This is a genomic window from Streptomyces sp. NPDC057302 (genome assembly GCF_042667685.1).
GTDB lineage: Bacteria > Actinomycetota > Actinomycetes > Streptomycetales > Streptomycetaceae > Streptomyces.
The window spans coordinates 78,030-98,455 of sequence record NZ_JBHUZJ010000029.1 but is presented as its reverse complement, the minus strand read 5'-3'; the positions used below and the strand labels follow the sequence as shown (position 1 = coordinate 98,455).

Sequence of the window (20,426 nt, the reverse complement as noted above, 5' to 3'; positions counted from 1 at the left end):
CCGTACATACGGGTCGCCCCAACGGCGTTATGCGGTGCGGCAGTCAGTGCTTGCCGATGTCCTTGGTCTTTTCCTTCGCCTCGCGTGCGTCGCCCTTCATCTGCTGGGCGTGGCCCTTGGCCGTGAGGCTTTCGTTGCCCACGGCACGGCCGGCCGCCTGGGCGGCGGCACCGGTAGCCTGCTCGAACTTCGCCTTGGCCTTCTCGTTGGCGGTCATTGTTCGTTCACGCTCCTCGGTATCGACATCAGGTGCTTCACTCCGCCTGGCCGATCATCAGCCTCGTAAACATCCGCGGTCGGAGCGAGTATCGGAGCGAGTAGCCGGCTGGCGGCGGACGCCATGTCCCATGTGTGCGTGGCTGTTTGCGGGGTACTCGCGGGCAGCAGGCATTGACAGTCGAGCTCGATCCGGAAGGCGGATTCCATGATCACCGTGGCGGCGCAGGAACAGGCACAGGCCATCCAGGCCCAGGAGGACCTCGTCGAGCGCGCGTACACGGACCCTTCCTCCATCGCGCCGAGGGACGCGCGTGAGGTCGGCAAGCGGTTCTTCGACCGCCTGGACCAGCTTGAAGAGGGCACGCACGAGTACCAGTACGTGCGTAACTGCCTGATCGAGATGAACCTCTCTCTCGTGCAGTACGCGGCGTCGCGGTTCAGGCACCGTGGTCCGCAGGAGATGGAGGACATCGTCCAGGTCGGCACCATCGGCCTGATCAAGGCGATCGACCGGTTCGAGCTCACCCGCGAGGTCGAGTTCACCTCCTTCGCCGTCCCTTACATCACCGGCGAGATCAAGCGGTTCTTCCGCGACACCTCCTGGGCCGTGCACGTGCCGCGCCGCCTGCAGGAAGCACGTATCGAACTGACGAAGGCGACGGAGGAGCTGCGTTCACGCCTGGGGCGGCTGCCGTCCACGGCCGAGCTCGCGGAGCTGATGCAGCTGGAGCCGTCCGAGGTCGCCGAAGCGCAGAAGGCGTCCAACGGCTACAACGCCGTCTCCCTGGACGCCGCGGTCAACGGCCGCGACGACGAGTCCGACACGATGCTGGCCGACTTCATCGGCGTGGACGAGCAGAGCTTCGAGCTGGTGGAGAACTTCCACTCCCTGGCCCCGCTGATCGCGGATCTCGACGAGCGGGATCGCACCCTCATCCATCTGCGCTTCGTCGAGGAGCGGACCCAGCAGCAGATCGCCGACGAGCTGGGCTACTCGCAGATGCACGTGTCGCGGCTGATCACCCGCGTGGTGGGCAAGCTGCGTGCCGGTCTGATGACGAGCGAATAGCAGGGGTGGCACGGTCCGTCGACATGCGTCGAGCCCTGAAGCGCGGGACAGTGAGGAACGTCGTCCATCGGGGGTCGAAACCGAGGGAGCGTGCGGACCGTGGCCAAGGGAAAGAAGCTCGGCAAGGGTGATCAGGTTTCCTGGAGCAGCCACGGGCACACCGTCCCGGGAGAAGTGAAGAAGAAGATCACGCGGCGCGGGGAAGTGGCGGGACGTACCGTCGACGCCTCGAAGGACGAACCCCAGTACGAGGCCGAGAGCGACAAGACCGGCCGCAGGGCCGTCCACAAACCCCAGTCCCTGCACAAGTCCCCGCGCAAGAAGAGCGGCGGGTCGTGAGCGGGGAGACTGGCTGAGAGCATGGGGCATGACCCGGTTGCGTAGAGGGGCTGATGCGGGGGCTGATTCGGGCGGGGCTCGGCAGGAGGCCCTCTTCGGGTGGGCGGACACTCCGGCGCCAGCCGTTGCGCACGGAGCCTTCCGGGACAGTCCGCAGGCCCGTCGGATGCTCGATGTGCGGGAGGTGTACGCCGAGCCCGCCGCCCTCGACTCCCCGCGCGGCCAGCAGATCATGGCCCGGTTGCCGGGCGCGCGCGTGACCGAGGTCGACAGTCATTGGCGGATTCCCTCCCTGCACGGCAATGACGGCAACATCGGGCGCTGGGTCCGCATCAAGACGGAGACGCTCGTTCTCGGCGTCAAGCACACCCTCGCGACGCGGCCCAACGGCAGGTCGGCCGATTGGATCGCCCCAGGTCCCTCGAACGGCTGCGCGATGGCCTGCGCCTACTGCTACGTCCCCCGCCGCAAGGGCTTCGCCAACCCCATCACGCTGTTCACCAACATCGAGGCGATCGTCGCCCACGTCAGGCGCCACGTGAGGACCCAGGGTCCCAAGACGGAACCCAACCAGTGCGATCCCGAGGCCTGGGTCTACGACATCGGCGAGAACGGAGACTGCTCCGTCGACGCCCTGGTCTGCGACAACACCGCGGATCTCGTCGCCGCGTTCCGCACCCTGCCGACGGCGAAGGCGTCCTTCGCGACCAAGTTCGTCAATCCGGACCTGCTCGCGCTCGATCCGCAGGGGCGTACCCGGGTGCGCTTCTCCCTCATGCCGCCCGACGACGCCCGGCTGCTGGACATCCGCACCAGCCCGGTCGACGAGCGGATCGCCGCGGCCGCCGACTTCCTCGATGCCGGGTACGAGGTTCACTTCAACCTCTCGCCCGTCGTACTGCGCGAAGGGTGGCAGCGGGACTGGGCCGAGCTGCTCGACCACCTCGACGACGTCCTGCCTGCCCGCGTGAAGGAGCAGGCGGCGGCCGAGGTCATCATGCTGACCCACAACCAGTCGCTCCACGAGGTCAACCTGGGCTGGCACCCCCGCGCGGAGGACGTGCTGTGGCAGCCGGCCGCCCAGGAGACCAAACGGTCCCAGAACGGGGCCCTGAACGTGCGCTACTCCCAGGAGATCAAGCGGCAGTCCCTGGTGCGCATCCAGGAGCTGCTGGCTGACCGCGCGCCCTGGCTGCGCGTGCGGTACGCCTTCTGAGGACCTGAGGGCGGCGGTCGGTCGTTGCGCGTCCAGTGTGTCCACGTCCGTGCGCGATGACGCGCCCCGCCTCGCCCGCCCCGGCCGTTGGGGCCAGCAGGAGCCGCATCACCGACGACGCGGCTCCTGCCAGAGCCCTTCGTGGTGGGAAATCCCGCATCTCACCCATGGAGGGCATCGCGCGAGGAAGCGACGAGGGGGAGCCTCGTTCCTCGCGCCCAGGGCGGCCGTCGCCGCCCAGTGCGCGGCGGCCAACAACCAGCCGCTCCGATCGCACAGCCACGACGGTACTCCGTCTTTCCTTCACCGTCCGCACACAAGTGCGGACTTGGTACGAAGCGTTGCACCCTGTGGGCCCTGGTAGCCCTAGTGGCCCTGGTCGGACTCGCCCCGCCCGCCGGGCAGCGCCTTCAACTGGTCGGCCCGGGTGTCGGCGATGCGGGCGGCGAGGCGCCGGACCTCGCCGCTGCCTGCCGAGCGAGCCGCGGAGCGCGAGACGCGCCGCGAGTGGCTGAGGTGGTCGCGGAGCTGCCGCAGGACGAAGCGGTCGAAGGCGGGACCGGTCAGCCGCCGCCCCCGGGCGAGGTCGGCTTCGGTGACCATGCCGGGCATGTCGTGGCCCTCGTGCACATTGGTGCCGGGCAGACCCATGCGGCGCAACAGGGGTCGTAGCAGGGAGAGTTCGGTGCGGTGTTGCTTGCTGCTCGCTGCCGCCCAGGTCGCCAGATCCGGTGCCGAAGCGCGGTCGACGGCGAGCGCGAGGAGCTGCTCGGCCTGGTCGTCCATCGGGATCACCAGCTGGATCCAGCCGGTGTCGGTGGCGGTGGCCCCGGGAAGGGAGGGGCTCCCCGAGGCGGTGGGGGTCCCCGAGGCGGACGACGGCTCCGAGCAGCCGCCGAGCAGCAGGGCGAGGGACAGGAGAAGGGCGAGGGGAAGGGCGAGGGGAAGGGCGCGTGTGGGTGCCGGCTTCATGAGGGCTTCCGGGTGGGCGGGCCCGTGCCCGGCCGGAGGGGAGTCCGGCCGGGCACGGGGTTTGAGGTCGGATCAGGAGGGGTGTCCGTCGGCGCCGCACTTGATGATCGGGTTGATGCAGTCCCGCACCCGGCGTTCCATCTCCGCCTCGGGCCATACGTTGATGAAGTCGCCGTGCATCGTGTACCCCGCCCCAGAGGCGAGCCGAAGGTCCGACGGGTTGCCGTTGACGGGGTAGCGCAGGACCTGACGGAGCTTGGGCACCGGAACCGGGTGGGTGGCGGGGCAGGCGCCGTTCACCGGGTAGGACATGTGGCTCTTGTGGTCGGCGGAGTCGAGATCCTTGCCGTTCCAGCACTGCGGGAAGTCGAGGTAGGACTCCAGCATCGATCCGGCGGGGCAGTTGACGAAGTCGGGCGACGAGCCGACCTCGCCGTGGTGCAGGCAGGACCAGCGGGAGATCGTGTTGTCGTTGGGCCCGGTGGCCTTGGCGTTGCCCGCCACGATGCGCAGGCCGCGGGGGATCGGCTTGGTCCTGGCGATGATGTCGTCCCTGACCCCCTCGCCGAGGTAGTAGAAGGTGGTTCCGGTCGGCTCGACCGGGGTGTTGCCCTTGTACAGCGTCGGCACCCAGTAGGCGGAGAGGTCGGTGTCGGGGGCGCAGGTGCTGGCCGAGCCGTCCAGGCTGTTCAGGTCGGAGTGGGCGTCGGTCGAGGTGTTGCCGAAGAAGCTGTGCATGTGGGAGGCGCCGGGCAGTCCGGGAAAGATGATCGGGTCGTCGGGCGCGCGGTGGCTCGCGGGACACTCGGCCAGGAACTCGGCCACGCGCACGACGTCCGCCTTCGGCGCGGTCGCCGCCTGCGCGCCGCTCTCGGGGAGCGTGACGCCGAGCAGCGGCAGCACCAGCGCCAACAGCGCGATGGGCAGCTGCAGTCGGCGGCGCCGGTGGCGGGGAGGTTCCGGCTTCGGGGGAGCGGGATGTCCGGTCACGGGAACTCCGATCGGTGAGGCGTGAGGCGTGAGGCGTGAGGCGTGAGGCGTGAGGTGTGAGGTGTGAGACGTGAGGCGTGAGGAAGGGGAGGCGAGAGAAGACAGGGGGGGGAGCCGGGAGGGGGGAAGAGAAGGAAGGCTCAGCCCTTCTGCTCCGCCCGCACCCAGTCGATCTCCGCCTTGACCCCACCCGCGGCGATCTTGTCGACGCTGGACTGCGGCAGACCCCAGTACGGCTGGGTGACCTTGTTCCAGCCCGCCGGGTAGGCGCCGCCCAGGGCGAGGTTGAGGATGACGTACTGGTCGTGGTCGAAGACCCACTCGCCGCGCGTGGACTCCAGCTTGTTGCGCGTCGTCTCCTGGACCACGCGGTCGTCGACGTAGAACCGCATCGTCGTCGGCGTCCACTCGACCGCGTACGTGTGCCACTGGTCGGCGGTGCCGCCGTTCGGGTAGGTCTGGCGGGCGCCGATGTTGCCGTCCGCCGAGTAGCCGGGGCCGTGCAGGGCGGAGCTCGTCCAGTCCGCGTAGCCGACGTTCTCCATGATGTCGGTCTCGCCGGAGGCGGGCCACGAGACGTTCGGGTCGTCCACGTCGCTGCCCAGCATCCAGAACGCGGGCCAGAATCCGTCGCCGACCGGCAGCTTCATCCGGGCGCTGACCTTGCCGTACGTGAAGTCGAACTTGGTGTTGGTGTCGATGCGGCCCGAGGTGAAGTCGTACGTACCGCCGCCCGCGGTGGTGCAGTTGTCGCAGTAGTCGGCCTCCAGGACCAGACTGCCGTTCTCGGTGCGGATGTTGTTCGTGGAGTCGACGTACGCCTGCGACTCGCCGTTGACCGACCCCATCTCCTGGCCCGTCCTGACGACACGCCACTTGGAGCGGTCAAGGCTCCCGGCGGTGAAGTCGTCGAAGAACGTCGTCCTGTACGTCCCCGACTGCTCGCCCGGCAGCGCGGGATACGCGGCGGACGCGCTGCCTCCCGTGCCCCATACCTGGAACTCGTAGAGGGAGTAGCCGAATTGGGCGGTGGCCGGAGCCGGGTTGTAGAAGGACCGGCGTTCCTTGCCGAGCATCCGTACATAGCGGCCGGTGGCAGGCTGCGAGAGCCGCACGCTGTCGTGCCGGCCCACCGCGTCGGCGGGGGACTTCACGTCGGCCCGGCGCGCGGCGACCTCCGCGGCGGAGGGCTTGTGCACCGTGCGCCAGGTCTGGTTGTCGTCGGAGACCTGGAGCTCGTAGTCGACCGCGTAGGCCGCCTCCCAGTACAGGTCCACCGTGTCGATGGTGGAGCTCGCGCCCAGGTCGACCGAGATCCACCGGTTGGCGTTCCAGTCGCTGGACCAGCGGGTCTGATCGGCCTTGAGGTCGGCCGGCCAGCCGCCGTCGGTCGCGAAGGACGGCGCATTGCCCGCGTGCTGGTAGCGGTTGGTGTGGGCGGGGTGGTGCAGGGCGAGGTTGGCGCGGGTCGTCGAGGCCGGGGCGGGCGCGCCGCCGTAGACCTTGAAGGCGTGCAGGGAGTAGCCCCAGGGCGTGGCGCGTTCGACGCCGCGCATCCTGACGTAGCGGCCCGTGACTTCCTGGGGATACGTGTGCGTGGTGACGGAGCCGCCCGTGCCCGCCGTCTCCGTGTAGAAGGGGGCCCAGTCGGTGCCGTTCCCGGACACCTCCAGGACGTACTTCTTGCCGTAGGCGGCCTCCCAGTCCAGGACGACGCGATCGACGCGGAGGGTGGCGCCGAGGTCGAGCCGGATCCACGCGTCGTCGGCGAACTGGCTCGACCAGCGGGTCGACGCGTTGCCGTCGAAGGCGGCGCCGGGGCCGGGCGTGCCCGCCTCGTTGCCCGACGCGGTCGCCGACGCCGGGTTCGCGGTGTACGCCTCGGCGGCGCGGTCGGTGTCCCAGGCCGCTGCGGCGACCGCGCCGGGAGGGTCGGCCGGCACGGCGGACGCCAGGCCGGTGAGCAGGGTCAGGGCGCAGGCCGTGGCCAGCGCGAGGGCGGTGGTGAGTCCGGAGGTGAGTCTCTTTCTTCGGGAGGTGCCGGAGCGCATGGTGCTCTCCTTGCGGGTGGACGGGAAAAACAACTGGCCTGGGAGGTCGGGCGGTTCAGGGGAAGGAGACCACCGTGGACGGCACCGTGTCGGAGCCCGAAGTGGGGTTGCCCGTCGAGTTGATGACGTGCGCGTACTGGCCCTTGCCGCCGAGCGAGACGACGAGCAGGTGGTGGAACTTCACCCCCGACTTGTTCGGCGCCTGGAAGCCGTGCTCCTGCACGATGGACGGGGCGACGTTGTAGTAGCAGTAGCTGCCAAGGCCCCAGCCCTCGTGGGTGTTGACGGAGTCGGCGACCTTGTACGAGGCGAAGCCCCGGATGCTGCCGTTCTGGATGGCGGCCTGGTTGGGGGCGTCGTACGCCTTCTCGTTCTGGTAGAAGATCGTGCGCCCGCGCTCGCCGTTCCACTGCACGTCGTACTTGTTGAAGTGCTCCACGAACAGACCGGTCGCCAGGACGTCGGCGCCGTTGACGACCACGCCGTAGTCGGCCCGGTTGGTCTCCCAGCCGACGCCGTCGCCGTGGTCGGCGCGCCAGACCCACGTGTGGTCGACGATGGTGTGACGGGTGTTGACCACCATGCTGGTGGTGGCCTTGCCCGCGCCCGCGCCGCCGATGCGGATGAACACGTCCTGGACGGTGGTCGGATTGCCGACGTGCGAGGCGCTCGCGCCCGCCGGGCCGATCTCGACGAGCGTCTTGGAGTTCTGCGGCCCGGCGTCGACCAGGAACCCGGCCAGGCGCACCCCGTCCACGTCCGCGGTCTTCACGGCGGTCACCCCGTTGTCCGGGATGAGGGTGGCGTAGCCGATGCCGAGGACGACGGTGTTGGCCTTCTTGACCTCGATCGCCCGGTCGAGGTGGTAGATCCCGGGGGTGAGCAGGAGGTGGAGCCCCCGGTCGAGGGCGGCGTTGAGGGTGGCCGCGCTGTCCCCCGCCTTGGCGACGTAGAAGGCGGAGAGGGAGAGGGACTGCCCCTGGGGGGTGCCGTTGCCCCAGCTGGTGCCGCGGGCGTTGGTGCGCAGGGCGGGGAGGAAGACCTTGTACTCCGCGCCGTCGAGGTAGAGGAAGGGCTTCTCGCGGGAGTACGGGGTGTTGTTCAGGGTGGTGTACGGCGGATTGGGGAAGGTGTCGCCGGGCGCGCCCTCCACCCCGGAGAAGACCATGTTCCACACCGCGTTGAGCCACCCGCCGATCGAGCTGTCGCGGGTGTACCACTGCTGCTGGGAGTACGGCTGGACGGTGCCGTCGATCCGGCTGTCGGCGATGTAGCCGCCGCTGGCCCAGCCGTAGCCGTTGGGCGCGAGGTTCAGGTCGCCGCGCACGTGCATGCGGCGGAACGGGGCGGCCTGGGAGACGGCCCAGCGGTTGGCGCCGCTGACCGGGGAGAGGGAGAGATTCTCCGCCGAACGCCAGAAGTTCTGCGTCGCGTTGCCGTTGAACCAGCCGGCGTCCACGGTGACGTCGCCGTTGATGTGCGTGTTGTCGGGGGTCAGGCCCAGGCCCATGATCGAGGTGTAGAAGCCGATCTGGGCGTTGAGGCCGCTGTAGGTGCCGGGCTTGAACAGCAGGGCGTAGCGGGCCGTGCCGAACTGCGCCGACTCCTGCTTCTTGAATATCTCGTCCAGTTTCGCCTGTATGCCCCCGGTGGACGGGTCGAAGATGATGACGTTCGGGCCGAAGTCGGGCGCGAGGGCGTTGGCAGGCTGCGGGCGGCCTGCGGCGGCGGCCTGCGCCGGGGGCGCGTCGGGAGCGGCGACGGCCTGGGACGCGAGCAGACCGGTGGCCGGGACGGCCAGAGCGGCGGCCAGGGCGCTGCGGCGGGAGAGGGCGGATCTGGCGGCGGGCGCGGGCAGGTGCTCAGACATGGCAAGTCTTCCTGTTGGCAGGGCGGTTGAATCGCCGGGAGGTACTGGTGGTGGGGGCGGCGCCGCCCCGGAACGGCTGGGGCAGAGCGGTGCCGCAAGTACGCGGTCCGAGTTCAGAACGTGAACGGTGATCGCTGAGAGAGCGCTCTCTCGCGTTGGATAGTTGTGTCTACGGGAAGGCGCGTCAAGGGGGTGCGCACGATGTCGCGCTGACTCGGTGGGGAGAAGTCAACTAGGTGACTGTGTGGGAAAGTTGACGTCAATCGCTCGCGCGTGGGTGATATGTCCCGGGGTACGCGCGAGCGGGCAACGACCCTGCGTACAAGTCCAGTTGACGTCCCATCAGGGAAAAGGTCCGAACGTCCGCCCCGCGTGGTTGCTATAAAGACCTCGTGAAAGACCCCGTGACTGCCGACGCCCCGCGCCCCGCCCGTCCGGTGACCCTGGAGGACGTGGCCCGGACGGCTGGGGTGTCGCGCGCCACCGTCTCCCGGGTCGTGAACGGCGCGCCCACCGTCGACCCGGCGCTGCGCCGCAAGGTGGAGGAGGCCGTCGAGGCCATCGGCTACGTACCCAACCAGGCCGCCCGCTCCCTGGTGACCCAGCGGACCGACTCCATCGCCCTGGTGGTGTCCGAGGCGCCGGTGGTGTCCGAATCCCTGGCGGCGCCGGGGCGCGAGCGGCGGCCGGCCGAGGCTCCCTTCGTCGGCCGGATGTTCACCGACCCGCACTTCGGGCGCGTGGTCGGCGGGCTCCTGGAGGTGCTGCGCCCGGCCGGGGTCCAACTGGTCCTGATGCTGGTGGACGACGAAGCCTCGCGCCGCCAGTTCCTGTCCTACCTGCGGCAGGGGCACGTGGACGGCACGGTGCTCGTCTCCTCGCACGCCTCCGATCCGCTGCCCCGGCTGCTCGCGGAGACCGGCCTGCCCGCCGTGCTCGCCGGGCGCCCGGCCCAGGCGGTCCCGCTGCCGTACGTGGAGGTGGACCAGCGGGCCGGGGCGCGGCTGGCCGTCGACCGGCTGGTCTCCGAGGGCCGCCGCAGGATCGGCACCGTCGCGGGACCGCAGGACATGCGGGCCGCCCAGGAGCGCCTCGAAGGCTTCCGTGACGCGCTGGCCGCGCACGGCATCACCGACGCACCCTGGGCGGAGGCGGACTTCACGCGGGTGGGCGGCGCCGATGCGACGAGGCGGTTGCTGGCCGAACACCCCGGCCTGGACGGCGTGTTCGTCGCGTCGGACCTGATGGCACAGGGCGCGCTGCAGACCCTCCTGCGGGCGGGCAGACGGCTGCCGCAGGACGTGGCGGTGGTCGGCTTCGACGACAGCGAGGCCGCCGGGGCCTGCGAGCCCGCGTTGACCACGGTCCGGCAGCCGGTGGAGGAAATGGCCGCCGAGATGGCCCGGCTGCTCCTGGGGAGGATCAAGCAGCCAGGGAGCTCGCCGCTGTCGATGGTGTTCCGCCCGACGCTGGTCGAGCGGGCGTCGGCGTGACGCTGGCGGCGGGGGCCTCGGCGTGACCGCGCTCCGGATGGGGCCGGGGCCGAAGCCCGGCGGCTGCCCGTTCAGCCCAGCAGGGTCACCAGGGTGACCGTGGTCCCGGCCTCGTGGACCGTGACGTGGAAGTGGTCCGTGAGGGCCTGGGCGAGCCACAGGCCCCGCCCGTCCTCGGCCTCGTCGCCCTCCGGCCCCTCCGGCAGGGTGGCTTCGGGCACAGTGGCCTCGGGCAGCGTGGCCGACTCGCACCGCCTTTGCTGGATCAGCCCGGGGCCGCTGTCCGTGATGGCGCACCGCAGTCCCTCGTCCGTGTGCGCGAGGTGGATGCGGCCCTTGCCGCCGCCGTGTACGACGGCGTTGCTCGCGACCTCGTGCACGGCGAGCACGAAGTCGCTGAGCCGGGGGTCGCAGAGGCCCGCGTCCTCGGCCCGACGGGTGACGTGATGCCGCACGCGCGCCAAGTCCGCCATGGTGAAGGGCAGTTCGAGCAGCGTGCTCCTGCCGGGAGCGGGGCCGAGGGCGCCGTCGAGGCGCTCCCGGTGCGGAGCCGGGTCACCGCCGTTGTCGTCGTTGCCGATGCCGCGGTTGAGGATCACTTCGCGGATCACCCTTCGCCCAGGACGAGTTGAGGCACTTCGGAGGCTCCGCAGAGCCGTATCACTCTGTCCTGCTCGGGCCGGCACCGCACCGCGATGAGGTGGTCGCAGGGCAGCCCGCCCGCGAGCCGCACCAGGGTCGACGCGCCGTGTACGTCCATGAAGCACAGCTCGGACAGGTCGAGTACGCCGGGACGGTCGGGGGCCGATAAGGCGTACGCGAGCGCCGAGTCGAACTCCTCGCGCGTCGCGAGGTCGATGTCTCCGGCGATCCGCAGTTCGGCGCCTGTCCGGGTGACGTCCAGGGCGCCGAGGCGGCGCAGCACCCGCTTGGGGTGCGCGTGGCGGATCCGGCCCAGGAGGCCGTCGTCGAACTTGCGCCGGTCGTACTCGCAGATGGCGGTGAATCCGATCTCCGCGAAGAGCGGCGAGAGTCCGGTCTCGTACTCGACCAGGAGGTCGTGGTCGACGCGCGGTTCGGCGGCCCAGCCCATGTCGCCGACGACCCTGATCCCGGAGAAGCCGTCGTGGCGTGCCTTGTCGGTCAACTCCACCCAGGCCTGGGCTCGTTCGACGGGGTCGAAGCCGGTGACCGGGTCGTAGCCGGGGACTTCGTTGACCACGACCAGCCTTCCGTCCATGAGCGCGGAGCTCAGCGGGAAGCCACTGGAACTCAAGCGCTCGGCCGCCAGGGCGGGGGTGGTCGCCCGGTCGGTGAAGAACACCACTTGCTCGCCTCGCGAGAGGCCGATGTCGGCGTACGCGGCGCGGAGTTCCCAGCGCGTTTCGTCGTCGTCGAATCCGAGGCAGGCGTGGTCTCCGGGGTTCATACGGGTGACAGAGACCGTCCTGGTCACAGACCTGGCATCCATGGGGCAGACCTTAGGGTTCACGCGCCGCGCGACGGTAGCGGTGATCACTGTTGACTGAAGTCGTTCCAATCCCTCGACAACTCGATAATTCCTTGCGGGGCGCGATCGCCGGAGGCGATGATCCCCGCATGGTTCCGACTCCTCCCGACGGCCGCGCCGGAATCGACGCGGCCCTGGTGACACGTCTGGTCGCCGCGCAGTTCCCGCAGTGGAGCGGCCTGCCCGTGCGGCCGGTGGAGATCGACGGCTGGGACAACCGCACGTACCGCCTGGGCGACGCGCTGACGGCCCGGCTGCCCACCGCGGCCGGCTATGTCCCCGCGGTGGCCAAGGAGAACGAGTGGCTGCCCCGGCTCGCGCCGTCCCTGCCGTTCGCCGTCCCGCCGATCATGGGCGAGGGCGTCCCCGGCGAGGGATATCCCTTCCCGTGGTCCGTCCGCGGCTGGCTCGACGGCGAGACCGCGGCGCCCGAACGCATCGGCGACCTGGGCCAGTTCGCGCTCTCCGTGGCCGACTTCATCCTCGCCCTGCAGCGCTGCGACACCACCGGGGGCCCGCTCGCCGGTGAGCACAGTTGGTACCGGGGTGCGTCTCCCGCGTACTACGACGAGGAGACGCGGCGGTGCCTCGCCGCTCTCGACGGCCGCGTCGACACCGCCAGGGCCACGGCGGTCTGGGAGGCCGCGCTCGCCGCGCGGTGGCACGGGGCGCCTGTGTGGTTCCACGGCGACATCGCGTCCGGCAACCTCCTGGTCGCGGACGGCAAGTTGACCGCCGTCATCGACTTCGGCACCTCGGGCGTCGGCGACCCGGCCTGCGATCTGGTGATCGCGTGGGGGATGTTCTCGGGCGAGAGCCGGGAGGCGTTCCGGCGCGCGGTGGGCCAGGACGAGGGCACCTGGGCGCGCGCCCGCGGCTGGCTGCTGTGGAAGTGCCTGCTGACCCTGAGCGGGAACATCGACACCGATCCCGGGCGGGCGGCCGTCGACCGGCGCCTGATCGCCGAGGTCCTGGACGACCACGACCTCTTCGGCTGACACCGGGGCGGCCGGGTGCGGCCGGATGCAGCCGGATACGGCGGGGGCCCACGGCTCAAGTGGGCCTACGGCTCAAGTGGGCCCACGGCTCAAGGGGGCCCACGGCTCAAGTGGGTACGACCGTCGCCTCCGTCGCCTTCACGCTGGTCCACACCGGCGTCCCGTCGGCGAGGCCGAGTTCGGCGGCGGCCTGCGGGGTGATCTCCGCGACCAGGTCGGGGGCCTGCGGCGAGGTGATCAGGAGCCGCAGGCGGCTGCCGCTGGTGGTGATCTCGCGGATGGTGCCGGGCCAGACGTTGCGGGGGCTGCCGGTGGGCCGGTCGCGGTGCACGGACACCGCCTCCGGCGCGATGATCGCCAGGGCCTCGGTGCCCGGCGGCAGCGGGTCCGCGATCACCAGGGTGCCCCCGCCGGGCAGGGCGAGCCCCTCGGGCCCCGCGGTGCCGGGCCAGGCGTTGCGGCCCAGCATCCTGGCCACCCAGGGGGAGCGCGGGTGCCGGGTCACCTCGGCGGGCGCCTCGTCCTGGAGGGCGAGCCCCTGGTCGAGTACGAGAACCCGGTCGGCCAGGGAGACCGCCTCGACGGGGTCGTGCGTGACGATCAGGCAGACGCCGCCGAAGGTCGCCAGGTGCGTACGCAGGGTGTGGCGGACGTGGGCCCGGGTCGTCTGGTCCAGGGCGGCGAGCGGTTCGTCCAGCAGGAGCAGCCGGGGGCTCGCCGCCAACGCCCTTGCCAGCGCGACCCGTTGGGCCTGACCGCCGGAGACCTGGGCGGGCCTGCGGTGCGCGAGGTGACCGACGCCGAGCCGGTCGAGCCACTCCTGCGCGCGACGCCGGGCCTCGGCGCGCGGGACACCGAGGGCGCGCGGCCCGTACGCCGTGTTGGCGAGGGCGCTCATGTGCGGGAACAGGGCGCCGTCCTGCGGGACCCAGGCGACGTGCCTGCGGTGCGGCGGAAGCCCGGTGACGTCGGTGTCGCCGAGGCGGAGCTCGGCGTGGGCGCGCGGGGTCAGGCCGAGGAGGGCGCGCAGCAGCGTGGTCTTGCCCGCGCCGTTGGGCCCGACGACGGCGATGGTGGTGCCCGGTTCGGCGTCCAGGGTGAGCCGGTTGAAGCCGGTGACCTCGGCGTGCAGGGCCCAGCGCTCCTCGGGCGCGGGCACCGGCGCGGGCTCGGCCGCGGCGGATCCGGACGAGTCAGCCGAGCCGGACACCGGCGGCGCGGGTAGGGGCGAGTCGTCCGGCGGCTGCTCGGACCGGCCCTCGCGACGGTTGCCCGGAGTGCTCATCCAGCGCCCGCGCAGGGCGACGAGCACCGCCATGGCGATGGCGAGCAGCAGCAGCGACACGGACGTCGCGGCCTCGGGGGAGTCCTGGAGCAGCAGGTACACCTGGAGGGGCAGGGTCTGCGTGGTGCCGGGCAGGTTGCCGGCGAAGGTGATGGTCGCGCCGAACTCGCCCAGGGCCCGCGCCCAGGTCAGGGCCGCTCCGGCGATGAGCCCGGGGGCGACCATGGGCAGCGTGACCGTACAGAACACCCGGACCGGCGAGGCCCCGAGGGACGCCGCGGTCTCCTCGTAGCGAGGGCGCAGCCCGCCGAGCGCGCCTTCGAGGCTGATGACGAGGAAGGGCATCGCGACGAAGGTCGCCGCGAGCACAGCGCCGGACGTCTGGAACGGCAGGGTGATCCCGAACGTGTCCTCCAGCCACGGGCCGAGCAGCCCGCGCCGCCCGAAGGCGAGCAGCAGGGCGACGCCGCCCACGGTGGGCGGCAGGACCATCGGGAGCAGGACCAGGGAACGGACGACCGCCTTGCCGGGGAAGTCGACGCGGGCGAGCAGCCAGGCAAGCGGCACCCCGAGCAGCAGGGAGAGGCCAAGCGCCCAGAACGAGACGACGAGGGACAGCTTCAGTGCCTGCGTCGTTCCTTCGCTGGTCAGATGGGAGCCGAGCGCACCCCACTCGGTGCGGACGAGGATCCCGAGCAGCGGCAGCATCAGGAACGCGATGGCCAGCAGCGCGGGGATCGCCAGGGCGATCGGGGTGCGGGGGCCTGGGGTGCGGCCTCGCAGGCGTTTCATCGTGGTCCCTGGGGTGCGCTCGGGGTGTGTCGCGAGGTGAGGGAGCGTACGGGGTCTTGCGGGGGACGGCCCGGAACACCCCGACCGGGGAGGCGGTCGGCTCCCCCACCTCGGCGGGTGGGGGCTACGGCTTTTCGAAGCCCGCGTCCCGGAGGATCTTCTGCGCGGCGGGCGTGGACAGCCACTTCACGAACGCCGCCGAGGCCTCCGCGTGCTTCGACGTCTTCAGTGTGGCCGCCGGATACTCGGCGATCGCGTTCTGGTTGTCGGGGATCTTGACCGCGTCGACCTTCTCGGTGGCGGTGGCGGCGTCGGTCTTGTAGACGAGTCCGGCGTCCGCCTCGCCCAGCTCGACCTTGCTCAGGACCGCGCGGACGTTGGGCTCCTGCGAGACCGGCTTCACGTCGATCTTCTGGTCGTCCAGGATCTGCTTGCTGTAACGGCCGACCGGCACCTCGGAGGCGGCGAGGACGACCTTCAGCTTGCTGTCGGAGAGGTCCTTCAGCTCGGCGACCTTCTTGGGGTTGCCCTCGCCGACCGCGATGACCAGGCGGTTCTTGGCGATGACGGACGGGGTGCCGGTGTCGGACGCGAGCCCGTCCATCGTCTTGGTGTCGGCGGTGACCAGGGCGTCGGCCGGGGCGCCCTGCTTGACCTGGGTGGCCAGTTCCTGGGAACCGGCGAAGGAGAAGGTGACCTTCGTCCCCGGGTTCTCCTTCTCGTACGCGGCGCCTGCGGTCTCGAAGACGTCGGTGAGCGAGGAGGCGGCGAGCACCGTGAGATTGGCCTTCGGGGCCGCGGAGCCCGCGGGCTTCTTGCCGCTGTCGTCCTTGTCGTCGCTGCCGCAGGCGGCGAGCGGGACGAGCAGGGCGGCCGTGAGCACGGCGGCGGTGCGGCGCCGGGCGGGGGTCGGAGCGAGAGACATGAGCGTGGAACTCCTTGGGGGCGAGGCCGGCGGCGCGGTCCGGCCCGTGGTTGCGGACCCTGGGGTGCGGACCAGGGGTCAGGTGCGGTCGATGTGCACGCTGGTGGACTTCACGCGGGCGGTGGCCCGCATGCCGACCTCCAGGCCCAGCTCCTCCACGGCCTCCCGGGTCAGGAGCGAGACGAGCCGGTGCGGACCCGCCTGGATCTCGACCTGGGCCGCGACGTCGCCGAGTTTCACGGCGGTGACGATGCCGGGAAAGGCGTTACGGGCGGAGGTGTAGGGGACGTCGTCCTCGCCGTTGCCCCCTTGCGCCTGCCCTGGTGCCTGCCCTGATGCCTGGCCCTGCGCGACCTCGACGGAGAACGCGGCGAGAGCACGGCCGTCGATGAGCCGACGGCCGCTCTCGTCCCGGTGGGTGGTGACCCGTCCGGCGTCCGCCCAGCGACGAGTGGTATCGGGGCTGACGCCGAGCAGACGCGCTGCCTGCCCGATCGTGTAGGACTGCATGCGCGACACGATAAGCCGCCTTGCCTCGCATCTACAACACGTATGGGCGATTGTCCATGGCAGATGCCAGCCCCTTTGGAGGAAGCGTCAAGGGGTGGCATGGCCTCCGGGGGACACGGTCTTCTTCACATGCGGCACCTGCTGGAGTGCGATGCCGAAGTGCGTGGCGTACGCGTCGAGCACGTCGGCGTCCGTGGCCAGCTCGACGACGTGCCGCTCACCGTCCGTCGTCGTGGTGAGGGTGCGGCCGCTGAGGGTGATCCGGCCGGTCCCGGTGAGCAGCGAGCAGACCAGCGACTGCGTGAAGTGGGACCGGGGCGACGTGCGGTGCCACCAGGCGCCGGACGTGAAGTCGCCCAGGGCGCGCGGGCGTTGGTCGACCACGTACTGCGCCTTGCCGTCCCTGCTGACGTCCAGATCGCCTTCCGGGGTCCGGGTGACACGGAAGGTGCCGCCGGGGTCCGCCTGGTCGCCGCGCTCGCCGTAGGCCAGCGGGAAGTGGCTGTGGGTGCCGAAGCCGACGTCCGCGAGCCAGTCGCCTCCGTCGCCGGTGCGCACACGCAACGCCAGGTGGTCGTACGGGATCCCGGGGTGCCCGGAGGCGTCGTACACACGGGCCTGCAACAGCGTGACCTCGAAGCCGAGGGAGGTGAGCAGTGTGGCGAAGGCTCCGTTGAGTTCATAGCAGAAGCCGCCCCGGTGGGCGCCGACGACCTTCGCGACCAGGGAGTCATCGGTGAGTTCGATGTCCTCGCCGAGGTGGATGGAGAGGTTCTCGAAGGGCACGGCTCGCAGGTGCGCGAGCTGCAGGTCGTGCAGGGCCCGGGTGGTGGGGGCGGTGGGGCGCTCGGCGCCGATGCGGCGGAGGTAGGCATCCGTCTGATCAAAATCCATGGGCAGATTCTTGCGCGACGCGCATCATGGCCTCTGCCTGTCTGCCTCTCACACCGAAGGAATCATGACCGTCGAGCCAACCCCCTTCCGGACCTCCGTCTCCGACGACGTACTGAACGACCTGCGTACGCGCCTGAAGCGCACCCTCTTCACCCAGCCGTCCGACTCCACGTACTGGGCGGCGGGCGTCGACCCCGGCTATCTGCGCGAACTCGTCTCCTACTGGGCGGACGGCTTCGACTGGCGCGCCGCCGAGACCGGGCTCAACGCCTTTCCCCAGTACGTCGCCGAAGTCGCCGGACGGCGGGTGCACTTCGTGCATCTGCGGGGCAGGCGCCCCGAAGGCGCCCCCGCGCCGCTGCCGTTGGTCCTGAGCCATGGCTGGCCGAGCAGTTTCGTGGAGATGCTGCGGGTCGCCGGGCGCCTCGCCGACCCGGCCGCGCACGGCGGTGACCCGGCCGACGCCTTCGACGTGGTGATCCCCTCGCTGCCCGGCTTCATCCACTCCGAGCTGCCGCGCGAGCCCTTCACGCGCAGGGGCGTCGCCGAGATCTGGCACGAGCTGATGACCGGGACCCTGGGCTACGAGCGCTTCGGGGCGTTCGGCGGGGACATCGGGGGCGGGGTGACGCAGTGGCTCGGCGCGCTCCACCCGCGGGACGTGGCCGGGGTGCACCTCACCTCCGCGGTCATCACGGAAGAGTTCGGGGAGCAGCCGGCGACCCCGGAGGAGCGGGCGTTCCTCGACGCGCTGGCCGCGTACGACGTGGGCGACCAGGGCTACAGCGAGATGATGTGCACCCGCCCGGACACCCTCGCCGCGGCCCTGATGGACTCCCCGGCCGGACTCGTCGCCTGGATCGCCGACAAGTACCGCGACTGGAGCGACTGCGGCGGCGACCTGGAGGCCCGCTGGGACAAGGACACCCTGCTCACCGTCGCGACCCTGTACTGGGCCACCGGCAGCATCGGCTCGTCCTTCCGGCAGTACTACGACTACCCGCGGAACAAGCCGGTGCCGCCCATCACCGTCCCCGGCGCCGTGACCCTCAGCCACGAACCGGCGTTCGCGGGCTTCCCCAGGAGCCTGGCCGAGCGCACCCTCACCGATCTGCGCCACTGGAGCGTGCCGAAGCGGGGCGGGCACTTCATGGCGCACGAGGAGCCCGAGCAGGTGGCTCAGGAGCTGCGGGCGTTCTTCCGGCCGCTGAGGCCGCTGAGGGCGTAGGGGCCGCTGGGGTCTCTGGGGTCACCACGGCTACCAGGAAGCAACTTATCGCTTAGGTTAGGCTAAGCTAAGTTGATGTTGTCGTGTGCTGGACCAGGAAGGCGGGAACGATGCGGGTCCTCTTCGTGTGCGGATGAGTGTGACCACGGGGGTGCTCGCGGCGGCCGCGGCGCCCCGCAGGCTCCCGGGCGCCGCGGCGGCGCCCTGCGTCGACCGCGTCACCGCCCGCCTCGCCCAAGCCGTGGCCGCCGCGGCTGACGCCACCGAAGCTGAAGCCGAAGCTGAAGTTGAAGCCGAACGGGCCGTCGTCCTAGAGGAGTTCTGGGCGGATGCCGCGCGCCGCGGCACCCCCCTGATCGAGGCCGTCGACGGCGACCCGGACCACTGCACCGCCACGTTCCTGTGGCGCGGCCACCGCGCCACCCGGCAGGTCCTGCTGGTCGCCGAAGGCATCGCGGACCACGCCGACCTCGCCGCGTCCCGGCTGAGCCCGCTGCCCGGCACGGACATCTGGCACCTCACCTACCGGCTGCGCGCCGACCACCGTGCCTCCTACCGCATGGCCGCCGACATCTCTCCAGGCGGGCCGCCCGCATCCGCCGCGCTGCTCCAGCAACGGCTGCTCTCCCTCTCCGCGCACGCCGCCCCCGACCCGCTCAACCCCCGCCGGATCGCGGACCGCTGGCTGGACCGCCCCGCCTCCGTCCTCGAACTCCCGCAGGCGCCCGCGCGGGCGTGGACCGACCGGCGCGCGGGGGCGCCCCGGGGGAGGGTCGAGCGGCACCGCCTCGCCGCGGGGGTGCTCGGCGCCGAGCGGGACGTGTGGACGTACCTCCCGCCGGACGGCCACGCCACGAAGAGCGGCCGGCCGGCAAAGGGTGGCGAGCCGACAATGGGTGGTGAGCCGACAAAGGGTGGCGAGCCGACGAAGCTGCCCGTACTCGTGCTGGCCGACGGCGACATGTGGTTCGGGCGGCTCGCCTTCCAGGACACGCTGGACGCCCTCATCGCCGAAGGCGCCCTGCCCCCGCTCGCCGTCCTCGCCCCGGACGCCGTCGACAGGGACACGCGCCGCCGTGAACTGGCCGCGCACGAGCGCCACGTGGGTTTCCTCGCCGACGAACTGCTGCCCTGGGCGGCGGGCCGCTGGCCCCTCACCACCGACCCCGCGCGCACGCTCGTCGCGGGGCAGGGACTTGGCGGGCTGGCCTCCCTGTACGCGGGGTTCCTGCGGCCGGAGCGGTTCGGCAACGTCCTGGCCCAGTCCGCCCCCGTCTCACGCCTCGACATCGCCCCGTCGCGGCCCGTCACCGTGCGCCTGGACGTCGGTCTGCGCGAGGACGAAATTCTTGATCACCACCGCGATCTGTACGAGACCCTGCGCTCGCGAGGCTGTCCGGTGACCCTGGGCGAGTACAACGGCGGTCATGACTGGGCCTGTTGGCGCGGCTGCCTGACCGAAGGGCTTGTGGGACTCCTGGGACACTGACCCGCCGGCCCTGGCAGACTGGTCCGCCCGCCCCGTGTCGCTGTTGGGCCGAACGGGTGAGGTCGCGTAAGAATGAGCCAGTGCAGATATCGAGTGCGAGCCAGGACGGGGTGGAGCGTTGAACAGCCACGACGTCACAGATGAACAGTGGGAAGGGCTCGCCCAGGTCGTACCACTGCGCAGCCGCAACGAATGGCCGTCCTGGCCCGGACACCGCGCGATGCCCGACGCGGAGACCGAGGCGCGGCGGCGTTTTGTGGTGATGCGGGTGAACATCTTCGCGGACGCCCGCGAGGTCGCCGAGACGGTGATGGCGCAGATTCCGGTGCTGCTCGACCTGACGGGCGCCGAGACGGAAGTCGCCAAGCGCGTCCTGGACTTCAGCAGCGGTGTGGTCCTCGGCCTCGGCTGCGGGATGCACCGGGTCGACAAGAACGTCTTCCTGCTCGCACCGCCCGGCACCGAGGTGCAGGGGCTCGTGGAGGCGGCGCAGTCGTAGGGCACGGCCCTCCCCGGCACGGCCTCCGGTGCGGCCCCGCCGCCTAGCCGCTCGCGGACGGCGCCGGAGCCGCTCCG

At 71.2% G+C, this 20,426-nt stretch carries 19 protein-coding genes; 8 read left to right on the top strand and 11 right to left on the bottom strand.

Going from position 1 to position 20,426, the window contains the following annotated elements:
* Positions 1-43: 43 nt before the first annotated feature.
* Positions 44-217 carry a CsbD family protein gene (locus tag ACFUPX_RS21370; RefSeq protein WP_383324637.1) on the bottom strand — a complete coding sequence of 58 codons (174 nt, stop codon included), beginning with the start codon at positions 215-217 and terminating at the stop codon, positions 44-46.
* Positions 218-424: 207 nt separating this feature from the next.
* Between ACFUPX_RS21370 and ACFUPX_RS21365 the strand changes: the two genes are divergently transcribed.
* From ACFUPX_RS21365 to ACFUPX_RS21355, 3 genes are all read left to right on the top strand, one after another.
* Positions 425-1,288: a SigB/SigF/SigG family RNA polymerase sigma factor gene (locus tag ACFUPX_RS21365; RefSeq protein ID WP_383324634.1), complete on the top strand. Its 864-nt coding sequence runs from the start codon at positions 425-427 to the stop codon at positions 1,286-1,288.
* 99 nt (positions 1,289-1,387) lie between these two features.
* Entirely contained in the window at positions 1,388-1,627 is a 240-nt protein-coding gene (locus ACFUPX_RS21360) for a DUF2945 domain-containing protein (RefSeq protein ID WP_383324631.1), read from the top strand.
* Between the two features lie 28 nt (positions 1,628-1,655).
* Positions 1,656-2,843: a spore photoproduct lyase family protein gene (locus tag ACFUPX_RS21355; RefSeq protein ID WP_383324629.1), complete on the top strand. Its 1,188-nt coding sequence runs from the start codon at positions 1,656-1,658 to the stop codon at positions 2,841-2,843.
* A 366-nt stretch (positions 2,844-3,209) separates the two neighbouring features.
* Here the strand turns inward: ACFUPX_RS21355 and ACFUPX_RS21350 are convergent, their stop codons facing one another.
* The 4 genes from ACFUPX_RS21350 to ACFUPX_RS21335 all read right to left on the bottom strand — a co-directional run bounded on the left by ACFUPX_RS21350 (position 3,210) and on the right by ACFUPX_RS21335 (position 8,726).
* Positions 3,210-3,815: a DUF305 domain-containing protein gene (locus ACFUPX_RS21350; RefSeq protein ID WP_383324626.1), complete on the bottom strand. Its 606-nt coding sequence runs from the start codon at positions 3,813-3,815 to the stop codon at positions 3,210-3,212.
* Positions 3,816-3,887: 72 nt separating this feature from the next.
* Positions 3,888-4,718 (bottom strand): DUF1996 domain-containing protein, encoded by an 831-nt coding sequence (locus tag ACFUPX_RS21345; RefSeq protein ID WP_383324651.1) that lies wholly within the window; start codon positions 4,716-4,718, stop codon positions 3,888-3,890.
* 227 nt (positions 4,719-4,945) lie between these two features.
* On the bottom strand, positions 4,946-6,856 hold the full coding sequence (locus ACFUPX_RS21340) for a discoidin domain-containing protein (RefSeq protein ID WP_383324623.1): 1,911 nt from the start codon (positions 6,854-6,856) through the stop codon (positions 4,946-4,948).
* Between the two features lie 55 nt (positions 6,857-6,911).
* Positions 6,912-8,726, bottom strand: coding sequence for a coagulation factor 5/8 type domain-containing protein (locus ACFUPX_RS21335; RefSeq protein WP_383324620.1), 1,815 nt, complete (start codon positions 8,724-8,726; stop codon positions 6,912-6,914).
* 404 nt (positions 8,727-9,130) lie between these two features.
* Between ACFUPX_RS21335 and ACFUPX_RS21330 the strand changes: the two genes are divergently transcribed.
* The gene (locus ACFUPX_RS21330; protein ID WP_383324648.1) at positions 9,131-10,219 is read left to right on the top strand and encodes a LacI family DNA-binding transcriptional regulator; all 1,089 of its coding nucleotides are present in this window, start codon (positions 9,131-9,133) and stop codon (positions 10,217-10,219) included.
* A 71-nt stretch (positions 10,220-10,290) separates the two neighbouring features.
* Here the strand turns inward: ACFUPX_RS21330 and ACFUPX_RS21325 are convergent, their stop codons facing one another.
* The gene (locus tag ACFUPX_RS21325; RefSeq protein ID WP_383324617.1) at positions 10,291-10,818 is read right to left on the bottom strand and encodes an ATP-binding protein; all 528 of its coding nucleotides are present in this window, start codon (positions 10,816-10,818) and stop codon (positions 10,291-10,293) included.
* An 8-nt stretch (positions 10,819-10,826) separates the two neighbouring features.
* Positions 10,827-11,690 (bottom strand): MEDS domain-containing protein, encoded by an 864-nt coding sequence (locus ACFUPX_RS21320; RefSeq protein WP_383324614.1) that lies wholly within the window; start codon positions 11,688-11,690, stop codon positions 10,827-10,829.
* Between the two features lie 128 nt (positions 11,691-11,818).
* On the opposite strand from ACFUPX_RS21320, the gene ACFUPX_RS21315 reads away from it, so the two are divergent.
* Positions 11,819-12,727, top strand: a complete 909-nt coding sequence (locus ACFUPX_RS21315; RefSeq protein ID WP_383324611.1) for an aminoglycoside phosphotransferase family protein — start codon at positions 11,819-11,821, stop codon at positions 12,725-12,727.
* Positions 12,728-12,833: 106 nt separating this feature from the next.
* Here the strand turns inward: ACFUPX_RS21315 and ACFUPX_RS21310 are convergent, their stop codons facing one another.
* The 4 genes from ACFUPX_RS21310 to ACFUPX_RS21295 all read right to left on the bottom strand — a co-directional run bounded on the left by ACFUPX_RS21310 (position 12,834) and on the right by ACFUPX_RS21295 (position 17,133).
* Complete coding sequence (locus ACFUPX_RS21310) at positions 12,834-14,804, bottom strand: ABC transporter permease (protein ID WP_383324608.1); 1,971 nt, start codon at positions 14,802-14,804, stop codon at positions 12,834-12,836.
* Positions 14,805-14,928: 124 nt separating this feature from the next.
* Positions 14,929-15,729 carry a molybdate ABC transporter substrate-binding protein gene (modA, locus tag ACFUPX_RS21305; protein ID WP_383324606.1) on the bottom strand — a complete coding sequence of 267 codons (801 nt, stop codon included), beginning with the start codon at positions 15,727-15,729 and terminating at the stop codon, positions 14,929-14,931.
* A 78-nt stretch (positions 15,730-15,807) separates the two neighbouring features.
* On the bottom strand, positions 15,808-16,239 hold the full coding sequence (locus ACFUPX_RS21300) for a molybdopterin-binding protein (RefSeq protein WP_383324603.1): 432 nt from the start codon (positions 16,237-16,239) through the stop codon (positions 15,808-15,810).
* An 87-nt stretch (positions 16,240-16,326) separates the two neighbouring features.
* The gene (locus ACFUPX_RS21295) at positions 16,327-17,133 is read right to left on the bottom strand and encodes an arylamine N-acetyltransferase (RefSeq protein WP_383324601.1); all 807 of its coding nucleotides are present in this window, start codon (positions 17,131-17,133) and stop codon (positions 16,327-16,329) included.
* Positions 17,134-17,197: 64 nt separating this feature from the next.
* On the opposite strand from ACFUPX_RS21295, the gene ACFUPX_RS21290 reads away from it, so the two are divergent.
* The 3 genes from ACFUPX_RS21290 (at position 17,198) to ACFUPX_RS21280 (ending at position 20,349) form a co-directional block, all read left to right on the top strand.
* Positions 17,198-18,361 carry an epoxide hydrolase family protein gene (locus ACFUPX_RS21290; RefSeq protein ID WP_383324598.1) on the top strand — a complete coding sequence of 388 codons (1,164 nt, stop codon included), beginning with the start codon at positions 17,198-17,200 and terminating at the stop codon, positions 18,359-18,361.
* Positions 18,362-18,494: 133 nt separating this feature from the next.
* Positions 18,495-19,850 (top strand): enterochelin esterase domain-containing protein, encoded by a 1,356-nt coding sequence (locus ACFUPX_RS21285; protein WP_383324595.1) that lies wholly within the window; start codon positions 18,495-18,497, stop codon positions 19,848-19,850.
* A gap of 118 nt (positions 19,851-19,968) precedes the next feature.
* A complete protein-coding gene (locus tag ACFUPX_RS21280; RefSeq protein WP_249587197.1) occupies positions 19,969-20,349 on the top strand; it encodes a cell division protein SepF in 381 nt (126 codons plus the stop codon).
* Positions 20,350-20,426: the final 77 nt, after the last annotated feature.